This window comes from Rhodococcus sp. WAY2 (assembly GCF_009859915.1).
Classification (GTDB): Bacteria; Actinomycetota; Actinomycetes; order Mycobacteriales; family Mycobacteriaceae; genus Rhodococcus_F; species Rhodococcus_F oxybenzonivorans.
In genome coordinates this window covers 2,623,262-2,649,854 of record NZ_CP046572.1, presented here as the reverse complement: position 1 = coordinate 2,649,854, position 26,593 = coordinate 2,623,262, and the positions used below count along the sequence as shown (strand labels likewise).

Sequence of the window (26,593 nt, the reverse complement as noted above, 5' to 3'; positions counted from 1 at the left end):
GTAATGTCGAGTTTGACTTGATCAGTCGTTCAGATCTGGTGAGAAGGAGATTCGCATGGCTCGCATTCCCGCCGCGGAACGTCGCGCCGAGCTGGTAGCCGCGGCCGTGCGCGTGATCGCCGACCACGGAGTGGACGGAGCCACTACGCGCCGGATCGCCGAGGAGGCGAAGGCTCCACTGGCGACGCTGCACTACTGCTTCGCCACCAAAGAGGTGCTGTTCGGAGCGGTGTTCGAGTACCTCGCCGGTGAGTATCGCGACGTGCTCATCCGCAACGACGTCCACAGCGACATTCCGACCACCGCACGGGCGTTGTTACGCGGCCTGATGGAGTGGTACCTGGACAACCCCGCCTTCGGCGCGACAATCATCGAGCTGATCAGCTGGGGCCAGCGGGAGGGCGCGCAGGCCCAGCTGGTGTACAACGCCGCCTTCGAAACCATGCGTACGATCCTCGGCGCACCGTTGACCGCGGCGGGCCAACACGTTCCACCGGACACGATCGACCGGTTGATCTACTTGGTCGCCGCGCTGTCCGACGGCTTCGCACTCAACTGGCTGGTGTTCACCGACACCGCCGCGGCACAGATACAGATGGAGCTCACCCTCAGCGTGCTCGACACATGGATGGCGGCCAATCTTGGAGGGGGCTCCGCCGAGACGCTCACGGTCGAGATCCCCGAGAGCACGCCCGCGCCGGATATGCGGTCGCTGGTGTCCTGGGTCAGCGTGGACTGAACTCCCCACAGAAGCGACTGTGGCCCCCACCGGACCGGTGGCGGCCACAGCCATTTCCGCTTCGCTCAGTGCCGTTCGTTGGCCGCTTCGACGAGCCAGCGCACCGCGCCGTCGTCACCTGCCATCCACTCGGGATGCCACTGCACCCCGAGCACGGCGGCTCCGGGCAGCTCCACCGACTCGGCGACACCGTCGTCGGTGCGGCCGGTGACGACCAGCCCGTCACCGCAGACATCGACCGCCTGGTGGTGCCATGAGTTGGTCACCAGCCGATCGCCGAACACCTTCTGGGCGGTTGTTCCCACGTCGAAGGTGACGACGTGCTCGGGATCGCCGTCCGACAGCGGAGGCGCCGACATGAGGTGCGTGATCGGTCCGACCGGTAGGTCGGGGATCAGCGTGCCGCCGAGGGTCACGTTGAGCACCTGCATGCCGCGGCAGACGCCGAGCAGCGGGATCTGGCGATCCAGCGCGACCCGGGTCAACGTCATCTCGAACTCGTCCCGGCTGGGATCGTGGACCGAGGGGTCGGTCCGCGGATCGATCCCGCTGACCACCGACTCGTCCCCACCCCAGCGGCTCGGATGCACATCTTGACCACCGGTGATCAGCACACCGGACAGCCAATCGCCCAGCTCCGCCGGATCGGCGTCGTAGGGCAGATTCACCGGCACACCACCGGCGCGGGTGATCCGCTCCGCGAAATCGGCGAAGTAGCTGTCGGTGAGCCGCTGACCGTAACCCGGGTGCGAGCCCTTGATCAGCCCCATCCTGAACCGTCGTCCGGTCAGACCGATCAGGGGCTTGCGCCGGGCCGAGCCCGCGGTCACGGGAACTCGAAGTAGCGCGTGGACTCCCACTCGGACAGGTCGGCGAACGGGTCACCGCCGGTGGTGTGGAACTGCATCCACTCCCAGCGCCGCGTGCCGACCCAGTAGTCGACGAACTCGTCACCGAGCTGCTCGCGCAGGATCAGGTCGGTCTCGAGCGCGTCGGCCGCCTTGGTGATGGTGTCGGGCAGCCGTTCGAGGTCGGGCGCGCACCACGCCATATCGGTGATCGGGTCGGGCGGTTCGAGCCTGGCGTCGATCCCGGCGATCACACCGGCCAGGATTGTCGCGACCGCGAGGTACAGGTTGGCATCGGCGCCGGGCACGCGGTACTCGAGGCGGGAGTAGGCGGGGTGTCCGACCACCGCACGCACCGCGGTGGTCTTGTTCGCGATGCCCCAGGTCACCGTCGTCGGCGGACCGCTGAGGTCGACCAGGCGACGGAAGGAGGTGATCTGCGGGAGCATGACCGAGGTCGCCCCACGCATCGTCGCGAGCAGCCCGGCGACGGCGTGGCGCATGGTGTCCGACGGCCCCTCGGGAGCGTAGAACGCGTTGACGCCGTCGCGCTGCAGGGACACATTCACGTGCGAGGCCTGGCCGTAGCCCGCGGTCGGCTTGGCCATGAAGGTGACGGTGTGGCCGAGTTCGAAGGCCACCTCGCGCATCACCTGCCGGGAGCGAGCCCAATTGTCGCACACCGAGATCGGGTCACCGGGAACGAGATTGAGTTCGACCTGACCGGCCGCGTCCTCATCGCTCCACGCCTCCCACTCGATGCCGATCTCCTCGAGACGCCGCGCGACCGCCGACATGTAGTCGACCCAGTCCTTGGACTTCGCCAAGTTGTAGGCGGTGCCCGCGGACCCGCCGAGCGGGGTGAGATCGCGATATCCCTTCGCCCTTGCCTCGTGCACCGATTCCTGGAACAGGGTGGCTTCGATTTCGACCGCGATGGTCGCGGCGAAACCACGCGTGGCGAGCTGATCGACCATCTTGCGAGCGAGATTGCGGGGACACGTGCCGATCGGGGTGCCGTTGGGCTGCCAGTAGTCACCGATCACCGATTGCACACCGGGCGCCCACTGCACCAGCGTCGACAGGTCGGGCCGGAACTGCAGGTCGGCGAGATGGCCACGCCAGGCGGGGTAGTCGAACCCGAGGGTCGGCGCGTTGCCGAGGTCGAGGCCGAAGAGCAGATCGGCCATCGCGAAACCCGATTCCGCGCACGCGGTGAATTTCGCGGGCGAGACGTTCTTGCCGTGGAAGGAGCCGTCGTGGTTGGTGGACTCGATCCGGACCGTGTGCACGCCGGGTTCGAGAGCCGTTGCGGTGGTGGCGATTTCAGACATCGTAACGAACCTTCCAGGATGCTGCGACCAGCACGGACAGCTGCGAGAGCGTGCCACGCACGCCCATGAGGCCGGTGGACAGGGCGGCGAGCAGATCGACCGCGCCGGTGAAGACGGCCGCCAGCAGTTCCGGCGGGCCTGCGATGACGTAGTGGGTCTCCCCCTCGCCCGCGACGACCTGCTCGACACCGTCGGGGCCCTCGATGACGGCGACCAGCATGTCGGGGATGCCGGGAACCGACCGGGCCTTGTCCCAGAAGCTCACCGCGGCGGTCTTCCAGTCAGGCAGCGGCGGCGACAGCAGCGCCACGGCGACGCCCAGCAACTCGGGCGAGCCGACGGGCTCGCCGACGGGGGCGAAGAACTGGTTCAGGTCGACGGTCGCGTCGAGGTCGGGCTCGACGAACACACCGCCCGACACCGCGATGGCACCGTCGGCGATGGTGAGCGTGGCAGCCTGCGGGGTGTCGTGGGAGCGGATCGCGATCGCGCCCGACAGTCCGGCAGGCAGGAGTGAGCTGTCGGCGCGCAGAGAATCGGCGATGGTCCGGGCGATGAGCCGGACGATCGGACTTGCGTCGTCCTCGATCCGGATGTCGACCCCGCCGACCGAGTCAGCCCCGCGTGTCGCGGGACCGATCGTCGTTTCGGTCATCATGTTGTCCTTTCGATTCGACGAGATCGTGTGCGCGGTACACCGTCGACAGCGGATCCCAAATGGAACGTGAACTTCTAGTCAAATGTCTGGGTCACGTGACTAAGATGGTGAGGCACAGATCACTACTTGTCAACGATCAGCGAGGAATTCTGATGAACGACGCCGCTCCCGCCTGGCGGAATCTGCTCGATGACCAGGCCACGGCCGTGGCCGGATTGATCAGCCAGTTGCTGCCGAAACGCCTGCACGAGCTGGGTCCCGAGCAGGCCCGCGCGCTGGTCAACTCCGCACCGTCCGCCGAGCCGATCACGCGCCTCGACCATGTCGAGCAGTTGACCGTGCCGACTCGGACGGGCGCGATCGCGGCCCGTCTGTACCGCGCGGACGGTGCCGGCTCCCGCGGGCCCGGCCCCACCCTCGTCTACCTACACGGCGGCGGGTTCGTCCTGGGCACCCTCGACGGAGCCGACGAGCTGTGCCGCGCGATCGCCGCGGGGTCGGGCTGGACGGTCGTGTCTCTGGAATACCGACTGGCGCCCGAGAATAAATATCCGGCCGCACTGGAAGACTGCATCGACGCCTACACGTGGCTGGCCAGATCGGCGCCCGACCTGGGCATCGACCCGGCGCAGATCGCGGTCGGCGGCGACTCCGCGGGCGGCAATCTCGCCACCGCCCTGTGTCTGTACCGGCGCGAAAAGGGCGACACCCTGCCGGTGGCGCAGGTGCTCGCCTATCCCGCCGTCGACGACGGGTTCACTCGGCCGTCGTGGTCGGATTTCGCCGACGCGCCACTACTCGGCGCCGCGGAGGGTCGCTGGTTCTGGGAGCAGTACACAGGGGCAGGCCATCCCGGCGGCGACCCACTCGCGGCGCCGATGCATGCGGAGTCGTTGCGGGGTCTGCCGCCCGCGCTGATCATCACCGCGGAGGTCGACCCGATCCGCGACGACGCCGAGGCCTACGCTCAGCGGCTGCGCGAGGACGGCGTACCGGTGTCGTCGACCAGGTACCGCGGCGTCTTCCACGGCTTCTTCACCGAGGTCACGGTGTTCGCGCAGGCCAAGCATGCAGTGGAGGAGGTGTGCCAGTACCTGCGCGAGCTTTCGCGCGGCTAGCGGGGGTCACCGGGGTGGGCGCACGCGAGCTCCTGTTGGCGACCGGCGGAACCGGTGACACGTTGTGAGTCAGTCGTTATAGTCGGATGATCATGTCACGCGCCCACCGAACTCCTGCCCCCTGCACGACGCACCGAACTCGCTCACCGCGGCTACCCCGGTGTGCTGCTCGGCGGCGAAAAGGTCGACCGCAAGATCGGCCGGATCCATGACGACATCTATTGGCGGTATTTCTCGGGGAGACAACATCCTTCGACCGGTTGCCCTGGAGATGGGCCACCGGATGGAGGCGTTCGTCGCCGACCTGATGACCTCGGCGCGTTCGGAACTGCCCGAGCTCACCGAAGACGAGCGGATGGCCGCCCTGCTGGAGGCCAGCATCGTCGAGGACGTGATCGCGGTGATCGAATTCCTCGACGATGCCGTCGGCGAAGCCGATATCCAGCTGCCCCTGCCGGTGCGTTCGTTTCTGCGGGTCCTCGCCCAACGGGATGTCTCCATCACCGTGGTGATCCGCGCCTACCGGATGGCGCAGACCGACTTCCTCGATCAGGCGATGAGCTTCGCCCTCACCCTCGGCCCCGAGGCGAGTCCGCAAGCCATCATCGCGTTGGTCAACCGCACCGCGTTGTGGATCGACCGCATGCTCGAACAGGTCGGTGAGGTCTACGAGGCCGAGCGGGACAGGTGGGTGAGCAGCCGCAGCGGGTTGCACAGGCAGTGGGTCGAGACGCTACTGACGGGAGCGGGTGCCGAAGTGCACCACGCCGAGCAAGCCCTGGGATATCGGCTCGACACCGTCCACCTCGCGGTCGCGGCGTGGCTCGACGAGTCGGTGTCCACCCGCGACGCGCTGACCCTGTTCGACGAGACGCGCTCGCTGCTGGCCAAGTACGTCGGTGCGACAGGCCATCCGCTGATGGTGCCGACCGATGAGCACGAGGTCAGGCTGTGGATTCCGCTGCGCGGCAACGAGCCGTTCGACGTCGAGGCGATGGAAGCGGCGCTGGCCGAGCATGGCCTCGGCGTCCGCTTGGCGCTCGGCGACCCCGGTCGCGGCGAGAACGGTTTCCGGCGTTCACATCTGCAGGCCACCCGTGCCCAGCGCGTGGCCCTCGCCTGCGCGGGCCGTCGCCGGGTTGTCGCCTATGCCCAGATCACGCCGCTGGCCCTCATGACCGACGACATCGACGCACTGCGGTGGTTTGTGCGCCGCACACTCGGCGACCTGGCGGCCGATGGGGAACGCGACTGCTGGCTGCGCGAGACTCTGCTGACTTTCCTGTCGTGCGGTCGCAGCTACACCGCGGCCGCGGACGCGATGCATCTGCACCGCAACACGATTCAGTACCGGCTCCAGCAGGCCGCGGAGCGGTTGGGACACGACTTCGAGGATCCGGCGATCGTGCTCGACATCCAGCTCGCGTTGCAGGCCTGCCGCTGGCTGGGTTCGACCGTGCTGAGCAGGCCCGAGGACAACTGACTCCTTGGTGCTCATCGCACGAACGGGGACCCCAATTTCGTGCGGTCGGCATATGGTCCAGCTCAGAACAGTTGCCTACTGTGACATGCGCTACGTCGAAACCGGCGGGTGCCGAGGGCTGGGTCCGTGAACCGGCAGCCGATTCCCCGCCGCCAGATCGATGTCGCCGAGAAGCAATCGACGCCCCGAAATCTCTTGCGCACCAGGGTTTTGTTCTCACCGCTCGATGCCCTGTCCCGCGCGTTGCCGCCCGATCGCGAGGAAACCGTAGTGCTGATACCGAGCAGTCCTGTCCTGACCCGACACGGCACCCACCCAAAAACCGGTGCGCCCGCCAACTTCGCCCGTAGGCTGGGCGATCCCCGGATCGTCCGTGGCGCCGGGTGTGCCGCGGTGATGGTGTCGGTGCGGGTGCTCATCGGTTCCCTGCTCGACACCTGGCCACAGCACGGGGCGTGGTTCCGTGGCGCGGGCGCCGTTGTCGTCGTCGGGGCGGCGGCGGCGTGGGGAGCGTGGGACGGAAAGCGCGCCGACCGGGCGCCCGATGCCGACCCGACGCTGCGCTGGCTGGCGGCGGCCGTGGTCGCCGGTGTCGCCGCCGGGGCGGCGGCGTGGTTGCTCGCCCGCGGTGGGGTTCCGGTCTACCGGATCAACTCGCTGCCGTTCGAACTCACCGCCGGCGCGGCCTGGACACTGCTGCTCGTCTTCGTCGCCGCTGTGGCGGGCCTGCGCGGCGCGGCAGGCAAGAAGCGGCGGGCGCGATGACGAATCCCGTTGCGCGCCCGTTGACTCTGCTCGGCGAGTTCTTCGCCATGTCGGCCGACGCCTTCCGCGGAATGATGGTGTGGCCGTTCCAATGGCGCGAGTTCATCAGCCAGTGCTGGTTCATCGTGCGGGTGTCGTTGCTGCCGACGCTGCTCGTCGCGCTGCCGTTCACCGCGTTGATCAGCTTCACCTTCAATATCCTCGCCGCCGAATTCGGTTCCTCGGATGTGGCGGGCGCGGGTGCCACGCTCGGCGCGGTCACCCAGGTGGGACCGGTAGTGACGGTGCTGGTGGTCGCGGGAGCCGGGGCAACCGCGATCTGCGCCGATCTCGGGTCGCGCACCATCCGCGAGGAGATCGACGCGATGGAGGTGCTCGGCATCGACCCGATCGTGCGGCTGGTCTCGCCCCGGGTGCTGGCTTCAACGCTGGTGGCGCTGTTGCTCAACGCGCTGGTCTGCGCGATCGGGATCGTCGGCAGCTTCATCTTCTCGGTGTTCTTCCAGAACGTCACCCCCGGCGCGTTCGTCGACGGAATTCCCCTGCTCACCGGGGTACCGGAATTGGTGATCTCGGAGGTCAAGGCCGCCTCGTTCGGGCTCATCGCGGCCCTGATCGCGTGCTACCGGGGCCTGACCGTCAAGGGCGGCGCCAAGAGTGTGGGACAGGCGGTCAACGAAACGGTCGTCTACGCGTTCATGGCGTTGTTCCTGGTCAACGTCGTGACGACCGCCATCGGTATCAAGATGACAGCAGGTCGCTGATGGCGATCGTCGGAGTATCAGGAGCGAAGCGAACGCTCGACGAGGTCGGCAGGCAAGCGGTCTTCTACCGCGACGCCATCCTGGAAATACCATTCGCCGTGCGGCGTTTCCCCCGCGAGACGCTGCGCTTGGTCGCCGAGGTCGCGCTCGGTTCCGGTGCGCTGGCACTGATCGGTGGCACGGTAGTGATCTGTGGTTTCCTCACGTTGTCCGCCGGTGCGGTCGTCGCGCTGCAGGGGTACGCCTCACTGAGTGACATCGGTGTCGAGGCGTTGACGGGGTTCTTCGCGGCCTGCGTGAATGTCCGCATCGCCGCGCCGTCGATCGCCGGCGTCGGACTCGCCGCGACCATCGGCGCGGGCGCGACGGCGCAACTGGGCGCCATGCGGATCTCGGAGGAGATCGACGCGCTGGAAGTTATCGGCGTGCAGTCGGTGCCATATCTCGCCTCGACCCGCATCGTGGCGGGGGTGTTTGCGATCGTTCCCGTGTACGGGGTGGCGGTCGTCGCGTCGTTCCTGGCCAGCCGCACCGTCACGGTCGTCGTCTGGGGTCAGTCCGGCGGCGTCTACGACCACTACTTCCGGTCGTTCCTTGTACCGACGGACCTGCTGTGGTCATTTCTGCAAGCGATTCTGATGGGACTGGTCGTCATGCTGATCCACACCTACTTCGGGTACACCGCCTCGGGCGGTCCCGCCGGGGTCGGTGAGGCTGTCGGGCGCGCGGTGCGCGCGTCGCTGGCCGCCGTCGTGTTCGTCACCCTTGCCGTCTCCCTGGCCGTCTATGGCGTGTCGGGCAACTTCCACTTCGCCGGATGAAGCGCCGATCGCCGCGGCGCGGACCACGGGAACCGCACTACACCTTCGACGGTGTGGCCTTCCTGTCAGTGCTCGCCGTTGTCGCCGTGTTCGTCGCGCTCCAGTTTCGCGGGACCTTCGTGCGCAGCGTCGATGTCGTGCTGCTGACGCCGCGCTCGGGCCTGAGTCTCGAGCCGGGCGCGCGGGTGAAGATGCTCGACGTGCAGGTCGGTCGGATCGCGAAGGTCGAGGAAACCGACGGTTATGCCCGGGTCGAAGTGCACCTGTTCCCCGATCAGGTCGACGCGGTGCCCGACAATGTGCTCGCCACGATCGACTCGACCTCCGTCTTCGGCGCCAAGTACATCAATCTCGTTCGGCCGACGCAGCCTTCGACGCGTCACATCGACACCGGTGACACAATCGATTCCCGCGAAATCACACCCGAACTGAACACTTTGTTCGAGCGGTTGACGACCGTGCTGCGCGCGGTGTCGCCCCAGGATCTCAACGCCACCCTCACCGCCATCGCCGACGCCGTGCGTGACCGCGGCGCCCGGATCGGCGGTACACTCGAGCGCGCCGACTCCTACTCGAGCGCGCTGCGGCCGAGCCTCGAGCACCTGCAACGCGACCTCCGGGTCACCGCGGATGTCGCACACATCTACGCGGACGCGGCGCCGAGCCTGCTCGACACGGTCGAATCCCTGACCACCACCGGCTCGACGATCGTCGAGCAGGCCGACGATCTGGACCGGTTCCTCCTCGCCGCCGTCGATTTCGGTGACTCCGGGAGCACGCTGCTGGACCACAATCGGGCCGCGGTCGCCGGCCTGCTGCGCGATCTGGTGCCTACCACCGGGTTGCTCGGCGACTACTCCCCCGAATTCCCCTGCTTCTTCCAAGGATTGGACGAGGCACGGGCTGCGGTCGAGACGGCGATCGGCGGCACCGTTCCCGGCATCAATGTCAGCGGAACGGTGCTGGCGGGTGAGACGCCCTATCACAACCCGGACAACCTACCGAAAGTCGCGGCCAGTGGCGGACCCAGGTGCGGACACCTACCTTTGGTGAACCCCGCCGACGGACCCGCGCCCTACGTCGTTACCGACACCGGGGTGAACCCCTTTGCGCCGGACGGCAAACAGGCCCAGCTCAACGTGCTCGACTTCCTGCTGTACGGCATCCCAGGAGGACCGCGATGACCAAGACTACGGTCAAATTCGGGATCTTCGGTGTCGCCATGATCTTCGTCCTGGTGATGCTGATCCTGGTGCTCGGCCGGATCCGGCTCGACAACCGGACACCGTACGAGGCGATCTTCGCCGACACCTCCGGACTCACCTCGGGCCAGGAAGTGCGGATCGCGGGAGTCGATGTGGGGCGGGTGCACGCGGTGGACCTCGACGGGCGCCGGGCCCACGTCCAGTTCGACGTTATGGACACCGTGCAGATCACCGAGAACGCGATCCTGCAGGTGCGATACCAGAACCTGCTCGGTGATCGCTACCTCGAGATCACCAACGGCCCGGCGAGGTCCGAAGCGATGCCCGAAGGCGGGGTCTTCCCCGTCGAACAGACGAAACCCGCACTTGATATCGACGCGCTGCTGGGCGGGCTCGCGCCGTTGACCAGATCGCTGGAACCCGAACAGATCGACCAGCTCTCCGGCGATCTGCTGCGGGTGCTGCAGGGCCAGGGCGGCAGCGTCACGGGCATCTTGCAGCAGGTCGCCGTGCTGACCAACCAGCTGGCCGATCGGGACGTGCTGATCGGCGCCGTGATCGCCGAGCTCGGCACCACGCTCGAGTCGATCGGCAAGGACCGCGGTGCGGTCTCGACCATCATCGACCGGCTCCAGCAACTGGTGACCCGGCTGTCGAGCCAGAGCGTGCCGATCGCCGAGGCACTGGCCCATCTCGACGACGGCTCGGCAATGCTGGCCGACCTGCTGCTCGATGACCGAGCGGCCGTTCAGGGCGTTGTCACCGAAACGCACCGCACAGCAACGCTTCTCGATGACGGCAGCGAACAGATCGAGTCGGTGCTGAGCGAACTGCCCGAGGCCTACCGGCGCCTGAGCCGCCTCGGCTCCTACGGCAGCTTCTTCAACTTCTACCTGTGCTCGGTGTCGATCCGCGTCGACGGGCCGGGCGGTGCGCCGATCGAGGCGAAACTCGTGCAGCAAGACCAGGGCAGGTGTGTAACCCCACAATGATCAGTTACAACAGAGATCGGAGCACGAGGGCCGGAATCATCGGTGCCACAGTCATTCTCGCCGCGGTGGTCGCGGTGTCCTATTACGACGACCTCGTCTTCCTCGACATCGATCACGAGATCACCGCGATCTTCGCCGATGCCGGTGGCATCGAGGTCGGCGACAAGGTCGAGCTCGTCGGCGTGAACGTCGGGCAGGTCACCGAGATCGCGTTGCGAGGCACCGACGTGGAGGTGACCATGTCGGTGCGCGACGATCTCGCCCTCGGCGAGCAGCCGCGAGCGCAGATGCGTACCAGAGCGGTGCTCGGCGCCAAGGCGATCGTGCTGGTTCCCAGCGACGACCCCGGCCGCTACGACCCGGAGGTACCGATTCCGCTGGAGCGCACCCGCGCGCCCTACGACCTGCCGACCGAGCTGGGCGCACTCACCGCGAACGTGGCCGATATCGACACCGATCAGCTGTCGGACGCGCTACGCGCCACTTCGGAGGTGCTCGCGGAGTCGGCGCCCGAAGTCCACACCGCGCTCGACGGGGTGGCCCGGCTTTCGGACACTCTCGGCTCCCGCGACGAGGCATTGAAGGAGCTGTTGCGGCACGGTTCGACGGTGAGCGGGGTGCTCGCCGAACGCCGGACCCAGCTGAACGCGCTTGTTCTGGACGGCAACACACTGTTCGCGGCGGTCGATGCCCGCCGCGCTGCCCTGCACACCTTGGCGACGCACCTGTCGGCGGTCGCGCAGCAGATCAGCGGGCTGATCGCGGACAACCGCGAGCAGCTGGGACCGGCACTCGAGCGGGTGAACCGGGTGCTGGATCTGCTCGAACGGCATCAGGCCTCACTGGAGGCGGCGATCCCCGGGCTGGCCACCTATGCCCGGACACTCAACGAGGCACTCGGCAGCGGCCCGTTCTTCCAGGCCTACATCACCAATCTGCTGCCCGGCCAGTTCGTTCAGCCGTTCATCGACGCCGCGCTCGGCGACGGCCGCCTACCGACCCCACCCGCCGAGACCCTGACGGAGGGACCACGATGAGGATGAACCGCCGAACCCTTTCCCTGGCCACGGGCGTGGGGATCCTCGTGTTCCTGGCCTTGCTCAGTTACGTCATCGTCCCGAAGTTGTCGCAGCGTTCGGTCACCGCGTACTTCCCGGCCGCCGTCGGCCTGTTTCCGGGGGATTCCGTGCGGATCCTCGGCGTCGACGTGGGCAGTGTCGAGCGGATCGACCCGGAAGGGACACGGGTGGCCGTCCGGATGCGACTGGACCGCCAGTGGGAGCTGCCTGCCGACGTGCAAGCGGTGATCGTGGCGCCGACGCTCGTGACCACCCGGTTCGTCCAGCTCACCCCCGCTCATACCGGCGGCCCGGCACTCCCCGACGGCGGCGTGATTCCGCAGGAGCGCACCGCGATGCCCGTGGAATGGGACGTCGTCAAAGAACAGCTCACCCGGCTCACCCAGACCCTCGGACCCCGCGCTGACGGTACCGGGCCGGCCACCGGCACCCTCGGCGAGTTCGTCGGGAACGCCGCGGACAGTGCGCGCGGCAACGGGGCGACTCTGCACGACACCCTCGACAAGCTCGCCCGCACGACCACGGCGCTGTCGGACGGGCGTACCGACCTGTTCGCGATGGTGCGGAATCTGTCGATGCTGGTCGAGGCGTTGTCGCAGAGCCACGAGCAGATCGTGCAATTCAACGGTCACCTGGCCTCGGTGACCCAATTGCTCGGCACCAGCGAGACGACGCTCGGCGACGCGGTGGCCGAACTCGACGGGGCAATGCTCGATATCGGGCAGTTCGTCCGGGACAACAAGCAAGCTCTCGGGGACACCGTCGACGGGCTCGGTGCCGCCACCCAAGCGCTGGTTGACAAGCGTCGTGACCTCGAACAGGTCTTCCACATTGCCCCGACGACCCTTGTCAACCTGAGCAACATCTACCAGCCGGCGCAGAACTCGCTGACCTCGGCGACAGTGCTGACCAATACCGCCAATCCGGTCCAGTTCCTCTGCGGCGCGATCGCAGGCGCGGGTGAACAGGGCGCACAGGAAGCGACCGATCTATGCATCCACTATCTCGGCCCCGTGCTGAAAACCCTGGCGTTCAACCACATTCCGCTCGGGACGGTGGTCGGCAACACGGTCGGGGCCCTGCCCGATCAGATCGTCTACAGCGAACCCGGACTGGCGGAACCGGCCGTGACCAGCCCAGAGCCGGTGGCGGCGACCGCACCACCGGCGACCGGTGGGCTGCCGGGTCTGCTGCTACCCGGTTTGCCGCCACTGGCCGCGCCGTTCGGGACCGGTCCGCGATGACCGGCCGCGCGCGCACCGTGCTCGCCCTCGCCGGCGGCCTCGCCGCGACCACTCTGCTGTCGAGCTGCGGGTGGACCGGCCCGAACCAGTTCGCCCTCCCCGGCGCGGCAGGCGGCGGTGACGGGGCATGGGAGGTGCAGATCGAGCTGCCTGACGTGACAACACTGACCGAGAACGCTCGGGTACGCGTGGGGGACGTGAATGTCGGCACCGTCCGCCGGATCGAGGTCGACGGCGATCACGCCCTGATCACGGTCTCCCTCGACGAGCAGGTGCGCTTGCCTGCCAACGCCACCGCGAAGATCGGCTCGACGAGCCTGCTCGGTTCCGCCCACGTGGAATTGCTGGCCCCACCCCAGCCGGCGGGCGAACTTTGCGACGGTGACCGCATTCCGCTCGATCGCGGCGGTACCTACCCGACCACCGAACAGACCCTGTCGACCCTGTCTTTCCTGCTCAACGGCGGTGGCATCGGCAAGCTGGAGGAAATCAACCGCGAAGTGGCGCTTGCCCTGTCGGGGCGCGCGGACGTGGTGCGCAATTTGCTGACCAATGTGGAGGACTTCACCACCCGGCTCAACGCGCAACGGAACGACCTCATCCGCGCCCTCGAGGGCATCGACCGCTTCGCCCAAATCGTCGCCGACGACCGTCAGGTGGTGGAAGACGGTGTCGCCACCCTGGCACCGGCACTGAGCACCTTGAACGAACAGCGAGACGACCTGGCCGCCGCACTACTGGCGATCGGCGACTTTGCCGACGCCGCGAACGAGGTGATCACCGGCAGCCGCGCCGAACTCGACGCGAACCTGCGCGCACTCGAGCCGACCCTGCGCGGGCTGGCCGACGCGGGGCCCGCGCTGCCGTCGTCGCTGTCGTTCCTCGGGACCATCCCGTTCCCGCTCAACACCTACCGGAACGCAATCCAGGGTGATTTCGCGAACCTGTTCCTGAATCTCGACCTGACCACCGCTCGGCTGGACCGGGCGTTGCTCACCGGCACTCCCGCGGCCGGTCAGCTCGCCTCGCTCGGCGGGTTGATCGGCCAATTGCCCCCGATCGCACCGACTTCGGACAACCCGCTGTTCAGTCCGCTGAATCCGCCGAGCCGAGGAGGAAACTGATGCTCCTCACGAAATTCGTCCGCTACCAGCTCGGAGCGTTCGCGATCATCACGGTCGTCGTCGTCAGTTGGATCCTCGTCTCCTATCTCCGGGTGCCCGCAATGCTCGGAATCGGACGCAGTACAGTCGAACTCGCGCTCGCCTCGGGCGCCGGGCTGTACCCGAAATCGAACGTGACCTACCGCGGTGTGCACGCGGGCGTCGTGCACAGCTTGCGAATCAACACCGACATCGTCGTAGTCACCGTGTATCTCGACGCCGACCTCGACATCCCCAAGACCGACCTGCGCGCCGAGGTGCACAGCCGGTCGGCGATCGGCGAACAGTACATCGAGCTGCTGCCCCAGACGGATTCGGCGCCCTACCTCGCTGACGGTGACCGCATCGACAGCACCCGGCTGCCGACCCCGACGGCGCACATGGTCAACGCCCTCGATGCCGCACTCGGCGACATCCCCCGCGAAGACCTGCAGACGGTGATCACCGAGAGCGGCACGGCGTTTCGCAACTCCGGACCCGACCTGCAGCAGATCCTCGACGGCCTCGACAACGTGCTCGACGAGGGCCACCGCAATCTCGCACCGACCCTGCACCTGATCGACAATGCCGGCGCCCTGCTGGACACCCAGCTGGCCGCGGGCGACGACATCCGGGCGTGGACGGGGTATCTCGGTGCGATCACCGGCTCGCTCGCCGCCAACGACGCCCACGTGGGCGCCCTGCTGGGCGGTGGCGAGGAGGCCGGAACCCAGGCGGCCGACCTGTTCCGCCGGATCAGCCCGACCTTGCCCCGCGCCCTGGGAAACCTGCAGTCGGTCGCCGACGTCCTGCGGATCTACAATATGAGCCTCGAACAGATCCTCGTGGTCTACCCGCCGCTGGCCGCGATGGCGCAGAGCATCGTCAAAGGTTCCCACCCCGGGATGGCCAACCTCGACTTCAACCTGAATGTCAACGCGCCTCCACCGTGCCTGACCGGGTTCGTGCCGCCCGATCAGCGCCGGTCACCGAGCGAGTCGGCGGTGATCGACAGCCCGACACCCAACTACTGCGGCGTCGCGCCGGGCGAATCCTATGTGCCACGTGGCGCGCGCAATATGCCGTGCGTGGAGAACCCGGGGGTGCGTGCTCCCGATGTCGACTCCTGCCGCGCGGGCGGTACCGCACCGCTCGGCACCAATCCCTGGATCGGAGGTCCGTAACATGATCAAGGTAGTCAAGACCGCAGCCGTCCCGCTCGTCCTGGTCGCCGTCGCGGCGATTTTCGCGGTGCTCGCGGTGTTCCAATTCGCCGCGCACCGGGCGGCCGAGGCCGCCCGTGCCGAGGACGCTGTGATTCTCGGCGCCGCGAATTCCGGTTTGAACGCCATGCTTTCGGTGCGGGAGAGCTCCGCCGCCGAGGACGTGCGCAACGTCCTCGACCATTCGACCGGCGCGTTCGCCAAGGACTTCGAAGCGCGGTCGAGTTCGTTCGTCTCCGTCGTCCAGGCGGCGAAGGTTGTGACGCAGGGGCAGGTGGTCGCCGCCGGAATCGAGTCCCGCAACGGCGACTCCGCGACGGTGATCGTGGCGGCGTCGTCCACGGTCACCAATGCCGCGGGCGCGGCGAACGAGAGCCGCAACTGGCGGCTGCGTGTGACGATGACCGAGCACGAAGGGACCTACAAGATGTCGAAAGTGGATTTCGTCGCATGATCACAGAACAGTTGACGCCCGAGACCGAGTCCGAACCAGCCATTACCCCCATAGATTCCGATCCGCCGCCACGGCGTGGGCAGAGCAGGCTGGTGATCGCCGTCGTGCTCGCTGTCACGGCGGTGACCGCCTGGGCGTACCTGGTCTTCGTTGTCCGGGCCGAGGACCGTGCGCTGGCACCGGATCGGCAGCAGGCTGCCGTCGACGCCGCCGCCGACGCGACGGTCGCCATCCTCACCTACCGGGCCGACACCGTCGACGCCGACCTCGACGCCGCGAACAGATACCTCACCGGCACCTTCGCCGACTACTACCGCACGTTCACCCGCGACGTCGTCGCACCGGCAGCGAAGGAGAAGAAGATCAGCACCACCGCCACCGTGACGGGTAAGGGAATCGCCGAGTTCGACGAGAATCGTGCCGTCGCCGTGCTTTTCGTAAATCAGCAGACCACGCTGGCACCGCACCCCGAGCCCACGCCGACCACGACGACGGTCCGCGTCGAACTGGAACGTCACGGCGACAATTGGCTCGTCTCGAAATTCGACCCGGCCTGAATCCCTACCCCCTTAGGACACCTATGATCATCGACCTCGTCGACCCCATCGAGAACCTGGTCAAGGCGATCGCCTATCTGCTGTTCCGCGGTCATCTGCCCCCGCAGTAGCGGTCTCGAGCACGCCGGGTGCCCGGCGCCATTGCCGCGAACAATCAGCGCCCGTACGTATCAGCGTCCGGTTGATGATGTCATCGTACCGCAGTCTCCCAGTTCACCACCGCAACCGGACCTTGTGACGCAACCGAACGGAGGTCCAGGGCTTCCACACTCGGTATGTCGACCTTGACCTGGGGCCAGCGACGTGCGAAGTGCGACCTGCGGAGGTTCGGTCGCGAAAGGGTATGCGGCCCGAAAAGTCAATGCACCTGCCCTAGGCGGTCGGTGATCCGGTCCGCCAGCCACGCCAGTCTGAGCATCGGGGGGTAGACGACTCCGGGCGCGAACCGTGGCTTCGGCCGCCACACCACTTGCAGGTCCTCATGCATGCCCTTGTCCGAGAGGTAGTCGCCGATATGGTGTCCCAAGTAGGCGGCCTGGGCGAGCCCGTGACCGTTGCAGGCATTGACGTATAGCACACGAGGCGAGATCTCCCCGACCACCGACAAGATCGCCGGTGTCATGCCGATCCATCCGCCCCACGCTTTCGCCGGCTCGATGTCGCTCAGCGTCGGGAAGCGCGTACGGAACGCCCGAACGAGGTCCGCGACGATCGTCTGGTCCGGCAGGTGATCGGTGAGTTTGCCCCGTGGCATCTGCAGTTGCCGGGTGGTGATAACCATCGTTCCCCGGGTGGTGGTGCGGTAACTTTCCATCACCATGTGCATTGTGACCATCGGGATACGGCTGGTCCATCCGGCCTCGTCGAGACGCTCTGGGGGCACCTGCTCGGTCTCGATCGCGGTCGTCCAGACAGGATTGCTCATCCGCCTCGGCACGATCGACAACTCTCGCGCGTGAGCATTGTTCGAGAGCACCACCTTCTTGGCCTGGACGCGACCACGCCTGGTCACGAGAGTCACCGAGTCGCCGTCGTCTTGCACATCGAGAACCTGACTCTGTTCGAAAACCGTGACGTCGGAACGCAGGACGGCATCGCGGAGTCCGAGCGCGTATTTGCCGGGGTTGAGAATTCCGCCTGCACGGGCGTAGACCCCACCCAGGAAGGTATCGGGTACGCCCAGGTCATGGCCGTCGACAATCTCCGAATCGATTCCCGCGTCGATCAGGATTTGGGCACTGGTTTTCACCTGCTTTAGCTGGCTAGCTGTTACTGCGGAACCGAGCACACCCGTCTGTTCGTAATCGCAGTCGATGGAATAGTGGCCGAACAGGTCCTCAGAGAAGTGAACTGCCGCATCCGCCAACCGGACCAGTCCGCGAAAGCGATCCGCATAGAACTTTGCGAGAATGGCCGGGTCACTTCCCACTGCGGTCGTCAAATAGCCAGCGTTCCTTGCGCTCGCACCCCACCCCAGAACATCGGATTCGAGTAGGGCTACCTGGCGACCGTTCTCGGCCAGGCGGAGCGCCGTGAGCATGCCACCCACGCCACCTCCCACGACCGCGAAATCGAAAGACTGTTCGCCCTCCACCGCTGCTTCGAGTTGCGACGGCCGATCGATCCAGCCAGTGTCCGGAAAGAACTGCATCGGCGCAGTAAGGTTCTTCATTCGTTTCCTAACCTATGTGCCAGGTTCGCCATGTCATGGGCTCTGGGCGGCGGCTTGTCCCTGTAATTGAGCGGATTAACGTCCCGCGCAAGCGACGGCGCGGACCTCGACGACGAACTCCGGCCGGGCCAATTGAGTGACGCCCACGCCGGTCCAGGACGGATAGGGCTCACGGATGTACTTGTCTTTCACCTCACCGAATCCGGGTCCATCGCCGTGAAGGTCGGTGTGGAAGGTCGTCAGCTCGATAATGTTGTCGAGCGACGATCCAGCCTCCTCGAGGACCTGCTTCATGCCCTCGAAAGCCAGCCGGGCCTGTTCCTCAGGGTCTGTGGGGATCTCCCCAGTTGCACGGTCATAGCCGACCTGTCCGGACACCCAAATAAGGTCACCGAACCGGGTCGCCTGCGAATAATGCAGTCGCTCGTACGTAGGCAGGGTATTTTCTGGATTGATCGCTTTGCGCTTCATGATGTCCTTACAGCGAATGGTTTCTGGTTCACAATGAGTTTCAGCGCAGCTGGCGGAAGATCGATCTGCAGCGTCGTTCCGTCGAGTCGATTGAAAACGAACGGGCCAGGGTTAGCGACATTCCACTTGCACGGTTTTCTCCGAACCTCGCAGTGCGGTGACAGGCAATACAAGGGTCGGAGAGTAGGTCAACCACACGAACGTGTGCCGCGAATACACCGCGATGAAGGTCAAGGCATGCACCGTGCGGCGTCCCATGACGGAACCGCCAGCACGACGTGCCGCACCCTGAGCCGCTCACCCTGCGCAGTCATCACCGTGACGCCGGCCCCGTCGTCCTCCACCGCGGTGACCGGTGCGGACAGGCGCAACTCTGCGGTCGATTCGCCGTTGATCGCCTCGAGCAGGCACTTGGTGCACCCTCGATCGGGAAACCACCGGCACCTTCCATGAAAGTCTCCCAGCTGCCGCCATTGATCGAGGTCCAGAACAGGAACTGAGCCATACCCTGCTCGGTCTCGGAGTGCACCAGCGTCGCCGTCACATCCGAAAGTACATCGCGGTCCAGCGTGGACAGGCCCATGGAGTCGAGCCGGTCGGCCACCGGGTCTCCTTCTCGATCGCGGTGGTGTCAGCGGCGTGCCAGACGTGCGCCTGGGACCAATGCGCTTATGTGCCACCATCCACTTGCCGTCCGAATGCCTCCCCCACGAACGTCCGGCCACCGATCCGGTCACGCGCTTCGAGGTGGACCACCGAGTGGCCGGCGAGGGTGAGGTCGCGTGCTGCGGTGACGCCGGCGAAGCCAGCGCCGATCACCGCGACATCATATGTAGAGGTCACGAACATCTCCTTTGCGAAGGACGGTAGACGGAAGCAGCCTATCGAGATTCCGCAGTTATCACAACATTTGTTATGTAAATTGCTGGTGTGAGCCCTGTCGGCGCACGAGGAGGACCAAAAGCGCCGATTCTGCCCCGCATCCTGTTGGGCGAAGACACGTGGCGCCAGGAGTTCTCCGATCCCGAGACGGGACCCGATGTCGCTCACTGCTCGACGCGGCATCTCTTTCGGCGTTCCGCGCGGAACGAGAGCAATTTCGTGCAGTAGCACATCGACTGGTCAGTCCCTGTGGGCCAGGAGATGCGGAATCTCGGAAATCCAGCTCGGATCTGCCAGATGAGTCGGAGTCCCTTTATGCTCTGCCTCCGCCCCGGAGATCCGTGCGCCAGTCGATCCCACGTAGGTACACCATGTGCGCCGGGAAGTCAGGCGTCGCGAGGACCGCACGTTCGGTCACGAATCGGAATGGACGTGATGGAGCGAATCATCGCGAGATTGCTGTAGCGGCAGGTATCCACGGAGCCATTCTCAAATTCGACCGCGGCGGTTCGGTGTCGGGCTCACCCCTGCCGCACCGACCCGTGAGCAGCATCAGGACGACTGTCTCTCTTCGACAACCCAGGCCGCGACCTGCGTTCGTGAGGTGAATCCGAGTTTGGTGAGTATGTGCTCGACATGTCCCTGCGCGGTGCGCTGCGAGATGACGAGCCTGGCGGCAATCGCCTTGTTGGTCAGGCCCTCGGCGATCAGTTCGGCGACCTGTTGTTCGCGTTTCGTCAGGGTGGTGGACCCTGGAGGGTGCACCTTCGAGATGTGCTCACGGAGTGCGTAGGAGACAGCGGACGCAAGATCCATTGTCATGCCGTGCTGCCAGGTCTGCTCAAAGACGCGGCTGGCGAGCATCCGGCGCGCGGACCGCTCGCATTCCTCATGATGGACGAACAGGGTGGGAGCGAATACGGACGGACTCCCGGCCGCGCGGCCGAGCGCCTCCGCGGCTCCCATCAGTGTGCTGGCGCGTTCGGGGTCACTGGTTCCGGCGATCCAGGCGAGTACTTCGACGCAGTTCGCGCAACTGACTGGGTCGTCGACGAGTCGAGCAAGCCGCAATCCCTCTTCGAGCAGCTCGATTGCACGACTTTGCGCGCCCAGGCGCCATTGTGCAACGGCCATCGCCCACAACGCGTAGGCCCGGTAGACCGATTCACCGTGTGCTTTCGTAATAGCGAGAGCTTCCTCGTAACATTCGATTGCCCGGTGAGGTTCGGTATCGAGCAGCTGATACGCCAATCCCAGCAACGTCAAAGACTCGATCCGTAGCGCGGTATCGTTCTCTGCTAGCCGGAATACTGGCTGTGCCCGTTCAAGACTCGCGGCGGCTCGGTCGAGATCGCCGGTGAACAGTCCGACGAGACCCTCGGTGTGATCGACGATAGCATGCGCTATGGGGTCGGTGATCTGCTCGGCGAGGGTGCGGGCCTGGGCGGCAAGAGCAGCAGCTCTCTGATAATCCCGCTGCTGTCCGGTCATGAGGCAGTCGGCGTAGATCGCTCTGATAGTGGCGGTGGTCGGGTGCGCTCCGTGGCGTGAGAGGAATTGGTCGAGCCAGCGTCTCGCTTCGCTGAGCTGGCCGCGTGACCCCCAGAGTTGGAACAAGGGGGTAGCGATCTGTAGGCCGGATTCGACATCGTCCTCGGCGAGGCAGAAGTCCATGGCCTCGCGCAGGTTGGGCTGCTCACTGCTGATTCGCGCGATCCACTCGATCTGCCGGGGACCGATGAACTCATCGGCGGCGGTTCTAGCGAGCTCGCGATACCAATCCCGATGCCGTCGGCGCAGATCGTGGTAGTCGCCGGATTGCTCCGCTTTCTCTCGTCCGTAAGCACGGAGGGTTTCGAGCAGTCTGAAACGAACTGCGGTGCCGTGTTCTTCGCGGATCAGGATCGACTTGTCGACGAGGGTTGCCACCGAGTCCAGCAGTTCGCCGGGTTGCAGGTTCTCCGCGCACACGTGTTCTGCGGCATCGAGATCGAAACCACCGGTGAACACTGACAGTCGTTCCCATGTCCGTTGTTCCAGCGGGCTGCACAGGTCGTAGCTCCAGTCGACGCACAACCGGAGCGTCTGCTGGCGCGAGGGCGCGCCGCGGGTTCCGCGGGTCAACAGCGCGTAGCGGTCGGAAAGTCTCTGCAGGATTTGCTCAGGCGACATGGCGCGCAACCGCGCAGCCGCCAATTCGATAGGCAGCGGCAATCCGTCCAGCCGGTGACAGATGTGTGTCACCGCGGACTTGTTGGCATCGGTCAACGTAAATGTCGAGACCGCAGTGGCGGCGCGTTCGGTGAACAGCGACACGGCATCGTAACGGGGCAGACCCTGTAGTGACGGCTCGCGGTCGGGGTCGGGGACGGTGAGTGGGGGAACGCGCAACGTCGCTTCACCGGCAATCGCAAGAGGTTCCCGGCTTGTGACGAGGATGCGCAGGTTCCGGTTGTGTTGCAGTAAAGCTGTGGCAAGATCCGCTACGGCGTCGACCACTTGCTCGCAGTTGTCCAACACCAGCAACAGTGCTCGCGACGACAGGAAGTCGAACACAATCTCACGTAGCGACCGCCCGGTGTGGTCCCGCACACCGAGGGTTGCGGCCACCACGTCGATCAAGCGGGACGCGGTGCGGACATCGTCGAGCTCGACGAGCCAGGCTCCATCGGGGAACTCGCGGTGGATACTCGTGGCAAGTCGCAATGCGAGACGTGTCTTCCCGACGCCGCCCATTCCGACGAGGGTCAGCAATCGCGACGATGCCAGCAGATTCTTCGCTTCGGTAAGTTCGTGCCTGCGTCCGACGAAGCTGGACAATTCCAGGGGGAGGTTCCCACGCTCGTGGCGGGGAGGGCTTGTGGGAAACTGCCCGTGTAATGTCGGCTCTTGTTCCATTGTGGCTTGCGCGCGGAGAGCCACCTTGCCTGCGGGCAGTCCCCGGCTCCGCTGAATCTCACGTAGGTGGTCACCCAATACGGCGGCAGAGGGTTGCCGGTCCTCGGGGCGGCCGGCCATTGCCTGCTCGAGAACAGTGGCAACATCATCAGCAAGGCCCTGATCTCGCAGATCCGGGACGGATTCCGTTGTGATACGGATGAATTGGGCCACCAACTGTTCGCCGCTGCGGCGCTCGAACGCAGCGTGGCCGGTAACTGCGCAGAACAAGGTGGCTGCCAGTCCGTAGATGTCCGAGGCAGGGCTCGGGGAGGCCCCGCCGAGGACCTCGGGCGCGGTGAACGCGGGGGAACCAGTGATAACGCCGGTAGCAGTCTCGAACCCGCCGGAAATGTGCGCGATCCCGAAGTCCGAGAGCGCTGGCTCGCCATAATCGGTGAGGAGTATATTCGCCGGCTTGACGTCACGGTGGACGATGCCCTGACCGTGGGCGGCTTCCAACGCGCCAGCCAGTTTCGCCCCCAACTGCAGCACCTCATCCACACCTAGCGGACCGTGCCGTCGGATACGTTCATCCAGGGAGCCCTGCGGGTAGTACGGCATCACGATGAAAGGTTGTCCGCGATCCGTAACCCCGACCTGGAGGACGTTGACGATGTTGGGGTGGCCGGTCAGGCGGCCCATTGCCCTCTGTTCCCGAAAGAAACGCACTCGGTTTTCGTCCGCGAGATCGTCGGTGAGCACTTTCACGGCCACGGTCCGGTCGAGTGCGGATTGCGTGCACCGGTACACGACGCCGAAGCCTCCCCGCCCGATCTCCCGGGCGTCGTCGAACCCGTCGGCTGCCAGTTCCGATGCGAGCGAGGGGGTCACATCGCGGTGGGTCTCGAATGGATCGATCTCGGGCATCGTCCAGGTCGATTCATCGGGTCCGCGATACGTTCAATGAAATCCGCACGATCAGCCTCTCGACGACGTGCTCCCCAGGATATCGCTGATGGCTTCGTCTGAGCGATGCAGGCGGTGCCTGTGAGGAGGGATCAGCCGACTTCCCTGCGCAGCCAAGTAACCTCTCCCCCTTCCCCTCCGCTGCGATAGGGCTCGAGTTCCTCGTCCCACGCGGTGCCCAACGCGTAGTCGAGTTCGGCGGCGAGATCGCCGCCAGCCTCCATCAGAGCCCGGAGTCGCATCTCCCCCACGACGACGTCGCCGTTGGCGCTGGTGGAACCGTGCCACAAACCCATGCCGGGGACGTGGCTGTATCGCTCGCCGTCCACGCCTTCGCTGGCATCCTCTGTCACCTCGAATCGCAGCATCGGCCAGGCGCGAAGCGCATTGACCAGTCTCGAGGCGGTGCCGACGGGGCCGACCCAACTAGTGGTGGCGCGCAGAACCCCTTTGGAAGCCGGCTGCGAGGTCCACTTGAGATTCGGTGGGCAGTCGAGGGTTGCGGTCAACGCCCACTCGATATGGGGGCACAACGCGGCGGGCGACGAGTGGATGTAGACAACTCCAGCCGTCGCGTCCGCGAACTGATCCAATGCGCGCACTCCAGCCTCCTGCTTCGACGAGGGACGTCTTCCCCAACGGCCTCAGTCGATGCGTGCAGCACGCTCGGTGGACCAGTGTGCCTTGTGTTGCCCGTGTTGCGCCAGTGATTCGCACATTCGGTGTGTCATGATCGCCGGCCCTCCGCCAGCACCGCGTCGCTCACCTCGGTCCAGAGGGGCTTGGCCCAGTCACCGAAAGGGCGATCCGTCAGCACCACACACGCCAGCCCCGCCGCGGGATCGGTCCACAGGAACGTGCCCGACTGGCCGAAGTGCCCGAAGGTGCGCGGCGAGTTGCTCAGGCCCGTCCAGTGCGGGCTCTTGCGGGAACGGAGCTCGAATCCCAGACCCCAGTCGTTGGGGCGCTGAGACCCGTAGCCGGGCAGAACGCCGTCCAGGCCCGGAAATTGCACCGACGTGGCCGCATCGACCGTCTCCCGCGACAACAGCGCCGGCCGGAGCAACTCGGCGGCGAAGCGTCCGAGGTCGCCGGCCGACGACTCCGCGCCGTGGCCGGCGGGACCGACGAGCGCGGACGCCCCCATCTTCAGCGGCGCGAAGACGGATTCGGCCAGATAGTCGGCGAAGTCGATCGACGTCTCGGCGGTGACGAACTCGGCGAGCACCTCGTAGCCTGCGCTCGAATAGATTCGCCTACGCCCCGGCGTGGTCTGCGCCCGGTTTTCGTCGAAGGCGAGGCCCGACGCGTGCGCCAGGAGGTGACGCACCGTCGAACCCTCAGGGCCTGCGGGCTGGTCGAGTTCGACGGCCCCCTCCTCGGTGGCCACCAGGACGGCGTACGCGCAGAGCAATTTGGTGACCGAGGCGAGCGGGAAGACGCGCTGCTGGTCGCCGTACTCGCCGATCACCCCTTCGTCTCGCGACAGGACGACCGCCGCAGCGTTGTCCACGGGCCATCGGGCAATCTGATCGAGACTCTGCACCCGGTCAGCCTACGAGAGCACCCCGTGGTCTGCTGCGGCGAGCCGTCACCAGTCGGCTTCGGTGTACCGGATGACGCCGCGAATGTTCTTGCCGTCGAGCATGTCCTGATACCCGTCGTTAACCCCTTCGAGGGTGTAGGTGCGGGTGATCATGTCGTCGAGGTTCAACTGCCCCGACTTGTACATGGCCAGCAGGTTCGGGATCTCGACCCGGGCGTTTCCGCCGCCGAAGATGGTGCCCTTCAGGTCCTTCTGCAGCATCGAGAAGAGGAACAGGTTCAGCTTGACGTCCATGTCGGTCATCGCGCCCATGGCCGTGACGACACAGGTGCCGAACTTGCTGGTGAGCAGCAGGGCTTCCTCGACATATTCGCCGCGCATCTCCCCGACCGTGATGATCGTCTTCTGCGCCATCAACCCATTCGTGAGGGCGATGATCGGCTCGATGGCGGCCGCGGCGCTCTCGAACGCATGGGTGGCCCCGAACTTCAGTGCCTGCTCCCGCTTCCACGGAACGGGATCGATGGCGAAGATCTGGCGCGCTCCGGACGCCACCGCACCCTGCAGGGCGCTCATACCGACGCCGCCGACACCCATGATGACGACGGATTCACCCGGCTTCACCTCCGCCATCCGCGTCGCCGACCCCCACCCGGTGGGAACTCCGCAGCCGACGAGGGCGGCGACGTCGAAGGGAATGTCCTTGTCGATCTTCACGACCGAGGTCTCGTGCACGACCATGTAGGGCGAGAACGTGCCGAGGAGGCACATCGGAATGACGTTTTCGCCGCGCGCGTGGATGCGGAAGGTGCCGTCACTGATTGCCAACCCGCTCAGGAGCCCCATCCCGAGGTCACAGAGATTCTGATGTCCCGCCGAGCACGCCGGACAGCGTCCGCAGGCAGGCACGAACGAGAGCACCACGTGGTCGCCGACTTCGAGGTCCTTCACCTCCGGACCGAGCTTGGTGATGACGCCGGACCCTTCGTGGCCGCCCATCACCGGGAAGGATGCCATGGGCATCGAGCCGGTGACGATGTGATGGTCGGAGTGGCACATGCCGGCGGCTTCCATGCGAATCTGCACCTCGCCCGCAACCGGATCGCCGATCTCGATCTCCTCGACCGACCACGGCTCGTTCAGGCCCCACAGGATCGCACCCTTGGTCTTCATGTGTCTTCCAACCCTTCATTCATGTCTGCGCATCTGCTGATGTGACGATAGACACAATCAGCCCGAATTGGAACACGTTCTACCGAATCGGGCCCCAGAATCCGAATCTGTTACCGGGTCACGTCGTGGAGGTGGTGGACCAGCTCCCTCCCCACCACCACCCGGTCCTGTTCGTTGCACCGCTCCGCCACTGCCGTCTCGTCCTGATCCCAGTTGGGGAACACCGGATGCGTCTCGTCCAGCATCGACTGCAGTCGCACCTCGAAGATGCGGAACACGTCACGCACGTGGGCGGCGTACTCGAGCGCCGACCACGTCCCCTCGTCCGGGCGCACAGCCACGTCTGGCCGCTCCAGAACCGGCACCCACGCCGCGGCGTTCGCGCGCACGAGATCGGGAATGTCCGTGTACCGGACCTCCGCGGAGTCAAACCCGCAGTCGGGACAAGCTCGTTCGAGCACCCAGGTCCAGTCCTTGGTGTCGGGAGTGATCGCCATGTCCGTCATCGTAGGGTTCGGCGATCACCCTCACCCGATCGCCGCCGTGCGCAGTTCCGCGTACGAGTCGTCGATCGCGA

At 65.9% G+C, this 26,593-nt stretch carries 25 protein-coding genes and 1 pseudogene; 14 read left to right on the top strand and 12 right to left on the bottom strand.

Annotated features, from left to right (window positions below):
- Positions 1-55 precede the first annotated feature (55 nt).
- A complete protein-coding gene (locus tag GFS60_RS12280; protein ID WP_159921553.1) occupies positions 56-739 on the top strand; it encodes a TetR/AcrR family transcriptional regulator in 684 nt (227 codons plus the stop codon).
- 65 nt (positions 740-804) lie between these two features.
- Here the strand turns inward: GFS60_RS12280 and GFS60_RS12275 are convergent, their stop codons facing one another.
- Genes GFS60_RS12275 through GFS60_RS12265 form a run of 3 tightly spaced genes read right to left on the bottom strand, consistent with a single transcriptional unit; the run spans position 805 to position 3,576 of the window.
- Entirely contained in the window at positions 805-1,569 is a 765-nt protein-coding gene (locus GFS60_RS12275; RefSeq protein ID WP_159921551.1) for a gamma-glutamyl-gamma-aminobutyrate hydrolase family protein, read from the bottom strand.
- Positions 1,566-2,921 (bottom strand): glutamine synthetase family protein, encoded by a 1,356-nt coding sequence (locus GFS60_RS12270; RefSeq protein ID WP_159921549.1) that lies wholly within the window; start codon positions 2,919-2,921, stop codon positions 1,566-1,568. Before GFS60_RS12270 ends, GFS60_RS12275 begins: the two co-directional genes overlap by 4 nt.
- Positions 2,914-3,576, bottom strand: a complete 663-nt coding sequence (locus tag GFS60_RS12265) for a hypothetical protein (RefSeq protein WP_159921547.1) — start codon at positions 3,574-3,576, stop codon at positions 2,914-2,916. Before GFS60_RS12265 ends, GFS60_RS12270 begins: the two co-directional genes overlap by 8 nt.
- Before the next feature lie 155 nt (positions 3,577-3,731).
- On the opposite strand from GFS60_RS12265, the gene GFS60_RS12260 reads away from it, so the two are divergent.
- The 13 genes from GFS60_RS12260 to GFS60_RS12200 all read left to right on the top strand — a co-directional run bounded on the left by GFS60_RS12260 (position 3,732) and on the right by GFS60_RS12200 (position 16,426).
- On the top strand, positions 3,732-4,697 hold the full coding sequence (locus tag GFS60_RS12260) for an alpha/beta hydrolase (RefSeq protein ID WP_159921545.1): 966 nt from the start codon (positions 3,732-3,734) through the stop codon (positions 4,695-4,697).
- Between the two features lie 208 nt (positions 4,698-4,905).
- Positions 4,906-6,180: a PucR family transcriptional regulator gene (locus GFS60_RS12255; protein ID WP_159921543.1), complete on the top strand. Its 1,275-nt coding sequence runs from the start codon at positions 4,906-4,908 to the stop codon at positions 6,178-6,180.
- A 126-nt stretch (positions 6,181-6,306) separates the two neighbouring features.
- The gene (locus GFS60_RS12250; RefSeq protein ID WP_159921541.1) at positions 6,307-6,945 is read left to right on the top strand and encodes a hypothetical protein; all 639 of its coding nucleotides are present in this window, start codon (positions 6,307-6,309) and stop codon (positions 6,943-6,945) included.
- Positions 6,942-7,709: an MlaE family ABC transporter permease gene (locus GFS60_RS12245; protein WP_109329067.1), complete on the top strand. Its 768-nt coding sequence runs from the start codon at positions 6,942-6,944 to the stop codon at positions 7,707-7,709. The genes GFS60_RS12250 and GFS60_RS12245 overlap by 4 nt, the downstream gene beginning before the upstream one ends.
- A complete protein-coding gene (locus GFS60_RS12240; RefSeq protein ID WP_159921539.1) occupies positions 7,709-8,530 on the top strand; it encodes an MlaE family ABC transporter permease in 822 nt (273 codons plus the stop codon). Before GFS60_RS12245 ends, GFS60_RS12240 begins: the two co-directional genes overlap by 1 nt.
- Positions 8,527-9,714, top strand: coding sequence for an MCE family protein (locus GFS60_RS12235; protein WP_159921537.1), 1,188 nt, complete (start codon positions 8,527-8,529; stop codon positions 9,712-9,714). The genes GFS60_RS12240 and GFS60_RS12235 overlap by 4 nt, the downstream gene beginning before the upstream one ends.
- On the top strand, positions 9,711-10,727 hold the full coding sequence (locus GFS60_RS12230) for an MCE family protein (protein WP_159921535.1): 1,017 nt from the start codon (positions 9,711-9,713) through the stop codon (positions 10,725-10,727). The genes GFS60_RS12235 and GFS60_RS12230 overlap by 4 nt, the downstream gene beginning before the upstream one ends.
- Positions 10,724-11,764, top strand: a complete 1,041-nt coding sequence (locus GFS60_RS12225; RefSeq protein ID WP_159921533.1) for an MCE family protein — start codon at positions 10,724-10,726, stop codon at positions 11,762-11,764. The genes GFS60_RS12230 and GFS60_RS12225 overlap by 4 nt, the downstream gene beginning before the upstream one ends.
- Positions 11,765-11,766: 2 nt before the next feature.
- Positions 11,767-13,050, top strand: coding sequence for an MCE family protein (locus tag GFS60_RS12220; RefSeq protein WP_159921531.1), 1,284 nt, complete (start codon positions 11,767-11,769; stop codon positions 13,048-13,050).
- The gene (locus tag GFS60_RS12215) at positions 13,047-14,174 is read left to right on the top strand and encodes an MCE family protein (RefSeq protein ID WP_159921529.1); all 1,128 of its coding nucleotides are present in this window, start codon (positions 13,047-13,049) and stop codon (positions 14,172-14,174) included. Before GFS60_RS12220 ends, GFS60_RS12215 begins: the two co-directional genes overlap by 4 nt.
- On the top strand, positions 14,174-15,376 hold the full coding sequence (locus GFS60_RS12210; RefSeq protein WP_159921527.1) for an MCE family protein: 1,203 nt from the start codon (positions 14,174-14,176) through the stop codon (positions 15,374-15,376). Before GFS60_RS12215 ends, GFS60_RS12210 begins: the two co-directional genes overlap by 1 nt.
- Before the next feature lies 1 nt (position 15,377).
- Positions 15,378-15,869: a hypothetical protein gene (locus tag GFS60_RS12205; RefSeq protein ID WP_159921525.1), complete on the top strand. Its 492-nt coding sequence runs from the start codon at positions 15,378-15,380 to the stop codon at positions 15,867-15,869.
- Positions 15,866-16,426 carry a twin-arginine translocation pathway signal gene (locus tag GFS60_RS12200; protein ID WP_159921523.1) on the top strand — a complete coding sequence of 187 codons (561 nt, stop codon included), beginning with the start codon at positions 15,866-15,868 and terminating at the stop codon, positions 16,424-16,426. The genes GFS60_RS12205 and GFS60_RS12200 overlap by 4 nt, the downstream gene beginning before the upstream one ends.
- 358 nt (positions 16,427-16,784) lie before the next feature.
- On the opposite strand, the gene GFS60_RS12195 is transcribed toward GFS60_RS12200, so the two are convergent.
- The 9 genes and pseudogenes from GFS60_RS12195 to GFS60_RS12155 all read right to left on the bottom strand — a co-directional run.
- Positions 16,785-18,098, bottom strand: coding sequence for an NAD(P)/FAD-dependent oxidoreductase (locus GFS60_RS12195; protein WP_236603442.1), 1,314 nt, complete (start codon positions 18,096-18,098; stop codon positions 16,785-16,787).
- 75 nt (positions 18,099-18,173) lie between these two features.
- Positions 18,174-18,569 carry a RidA family protein gene (locus tag GFS60_RS12190; protein WP_159921521.1) on the bottom strand — a complete coding sequence of 132 codons (396 nt, stop codon included), beginning with the start codon at positions 18,567-18,569 and terminating at the stop codon, positions 18,174-18,176.
- Between the two features lie 230 nt (positions 18,570-18,799).
- A complete protein-coding gene (locus tag GFS60_RS40365; RefSeq protein WP_159921519.1) occupies positions 18,800-19,252 on the bottom strand; it encodes an FAD-dependent oxidoreductase in 453 nt (150 codons plus the stop codon).
- A complete protein-coding gene (locus GFS60_RS12180; RefSeq protein ID WP_442972189.1) occupies positions 19,239-19,412 on the bottom strand; it encodes an FAD-dependent oxidoreductase in 174 nt (57 codons plus the stop codon). Before GFS60_RS12180 ends, GFS60_RS40365 begins: the two co-directional genes overlap by 14 nt.
- A gap of 591 nt (positions 19,413-20,003) precedes the next feature.
- On the bottom strand, positions 20,004-23,258 hold the full coding sequence (locus tag GFS60_RS12175; RefSeq protein ID WP_159921515.1) for a protein kinase domain-containing protein: 3,255 nt from the start codon (positions 23,256-23,258) through the stop codon (positions 20,004-20,006).
- A gap of 131 nt (positions 23,259-23,389) precedes the next feature.
- A complete protein-coding gene (locus GFS60_RS12170) occupies positions 23,390-23,899 on the bottom strand; it encodes a DUF3145 domain-containing protein (protein WP_159921513.1) in 510 nt (169 codons plus the stop codon).
- A 125-nt stretch (positions 23,900-24,024) separates the two neighbouring features.
- Positions 24,025-24,843, bottom strand: a complete 819-nt coding sequence (locus tag GFS60_RS12165; RefSeq protein ID WP_159921511.1) for a serine hydrolase domain-containing protein — start codon at positions 24,841-24,843, stop codon at positions 24,025-24,027.
- A gap of 45 nt (positions 24,844-24,888) precedes the next feature.
- Positions 24,889-26,016, bottom strand: coding sequence for an NDMA-dependent alcohol dehydrogenase (locus tag GFS60_RS12160; RefSeq protein WP_109329042.1), 1,128 nt, complete (start codon positions 26,014-26,016; stop codon positions 24,889-24,891).
- Positions 26,017-26,156: 140 nt separating this feature from the next.
- A pseudogene (locus tag GFS60_RS12155) lies at positions 26,157-26,513 on the bottom strand (DinB family protein); the annotation flags it as partial.
- Positions 26,514-26,593: the final 80 nt, after the last annotated feature.

Excerpts from the sequence above, each read along its gene's own strand:
- GFS60_RS12260 (WP_159921545.1), top strand. The coding sequence starts at position 3,732 with ATGAACGACGCCGCTCCCGCCTGGCGGAATCTGCTCGATGACCAGGCC.
- GFS60_RS12210 (WP_159921527.1), top strand. The coding sequence starts at position 14,174 with ATGCTCCTCACGAAATTCGTCCGCTACCAGCTCGGAGCGTTCGCGATC.
- GFS60_RS12205 (WP_159921525.1), top strand. The coding sequence starts at position 15,378 with ATGATCAAGGTAGTCAAGACCGCAGCCGTCCCGCTCGTCCTGGTCGCC.
- GFS60_RS12220 (WP_159921531.1), top strand. The coding sequence starts at position 11,767 with ATGAACCGCCGAACCCTTTCCCTGGCCACGGGCGTGGGGATCCTCGTG.
- GFS60_RS12230 (WP_159921535.1), top strand. The coding sequence starts at position 9,711 with ATGACCAAGACTACGGTCAAATTCGGGATCTTCGGTGTCGCCATGATC.
- GFS60_RS12160 (WP_109329042.1), bottom strand. The coding sequence starts at position 26,016 with ATGAAGACCAAGGGTGCGATCCTGTGGGGCCTGAACGAGCCGTGGTCG.
- GFS60_RS40365 (WP_159921519.1), bottom strand. The coding sequence starts at position 19,252 with ATGGTGGCACATAAGCGCATTGGTCCCAGGCGCACGTCTGGCACGCCG.
- GFS60_RS12270 (WP_159921549.1), bottom strand. The coding sequence starts at position 2,921 with ATGTCTGAAATCGCCACCACCGCAACGGCTCTCGAACCCGGCGTGCAC.
- GFS60_RS12195 (WP_236603442.1), bottom strand. The coding sequence starts at position 18,098 with ATGAAGAACCTTACTGCGCCGATGCAGTTCTTTCCGGACACTGGCTGG.
- GFS60_RS12280 (WP_159921553.1), top strand. The coding sequence starts at position 56 with ATGGCTCGCATTCCCGCCGCGGAACGTCGCGCCGAGCTGGTAGCCGCG.
- GFS60_RS12265 (WP_159921547.1), bottom strand. The coding sequence starts at position 3,576 with ATGACCGAAACGACGATCGGTCCCGCGACACGCGGGGCTGACTCGGTC.
- GFS60_RS12175 (WP_159921515.1), bottom strand. The coding sequence starts at position 23,258 with ATGCCCGAGATCGATCCATTCGAGACCCACCGCGATGTGACCCCCTCG.
- GFS60_RS12240 (WP_159921539.1), top strand. The coding sequence starts at position 7,709 with ATGGCGATCGTCGGAGTATCAGGAGCGAAGCGAACGCTCGACGAGGTC.
- GFS60_RS12235 (WP_159921537.1), top strand. The coding sequence starts at position 8,527 with ATGAAGCGCCGATCGCCGCGGCGCGGACCACGGGAACCGCACTACACC.
- GFS60_RS12200 (WP_159921523.1), top strand. The coding sequence starts at position 15,866 with ATGATCACAGAACAGTTGACGCCCGAGACCGAGTCCGAACCAGCCATT.
- GFS60_RS12225 (WP_159921533.1), top strand. The coding sequence starts at position 10,724 with ATGATCAGTTACAACAGAGATCGGAGCACGAGGGCCGGAATCATCGGT.
- GFS60_RS12245 (WP_109329067.1), top strand. The coding sequence starts at position 6,942 with ATGACGAATCCCGTTGCGCGCCCGTTGACTCTGCTCGGCGAGTTCTTC.
- GFS60_RS12255 (WP_159921543.1), top strand. The coding sequence starts at position 4,906 with ATGACGACATCTATTGGCGGTATTTCTCGGGGAGACAACATCCTTCGA.
- GFS60_RS12215 (WP_159921529.1), top strand. The coding sequence starts at position 13,047 with ATGACCGGCCGCGCGCGCACCGTGCTCGCCCTCGCCGGCGGCCTCGCC.
- GFS60_RS12190 (WP_159921521.1), bottom strand. The coding sequence starts at position 18,569 with ATGAAGCGCAAAGCGATCAATCCAGAAAATACCCTGCCTACGTACGAG.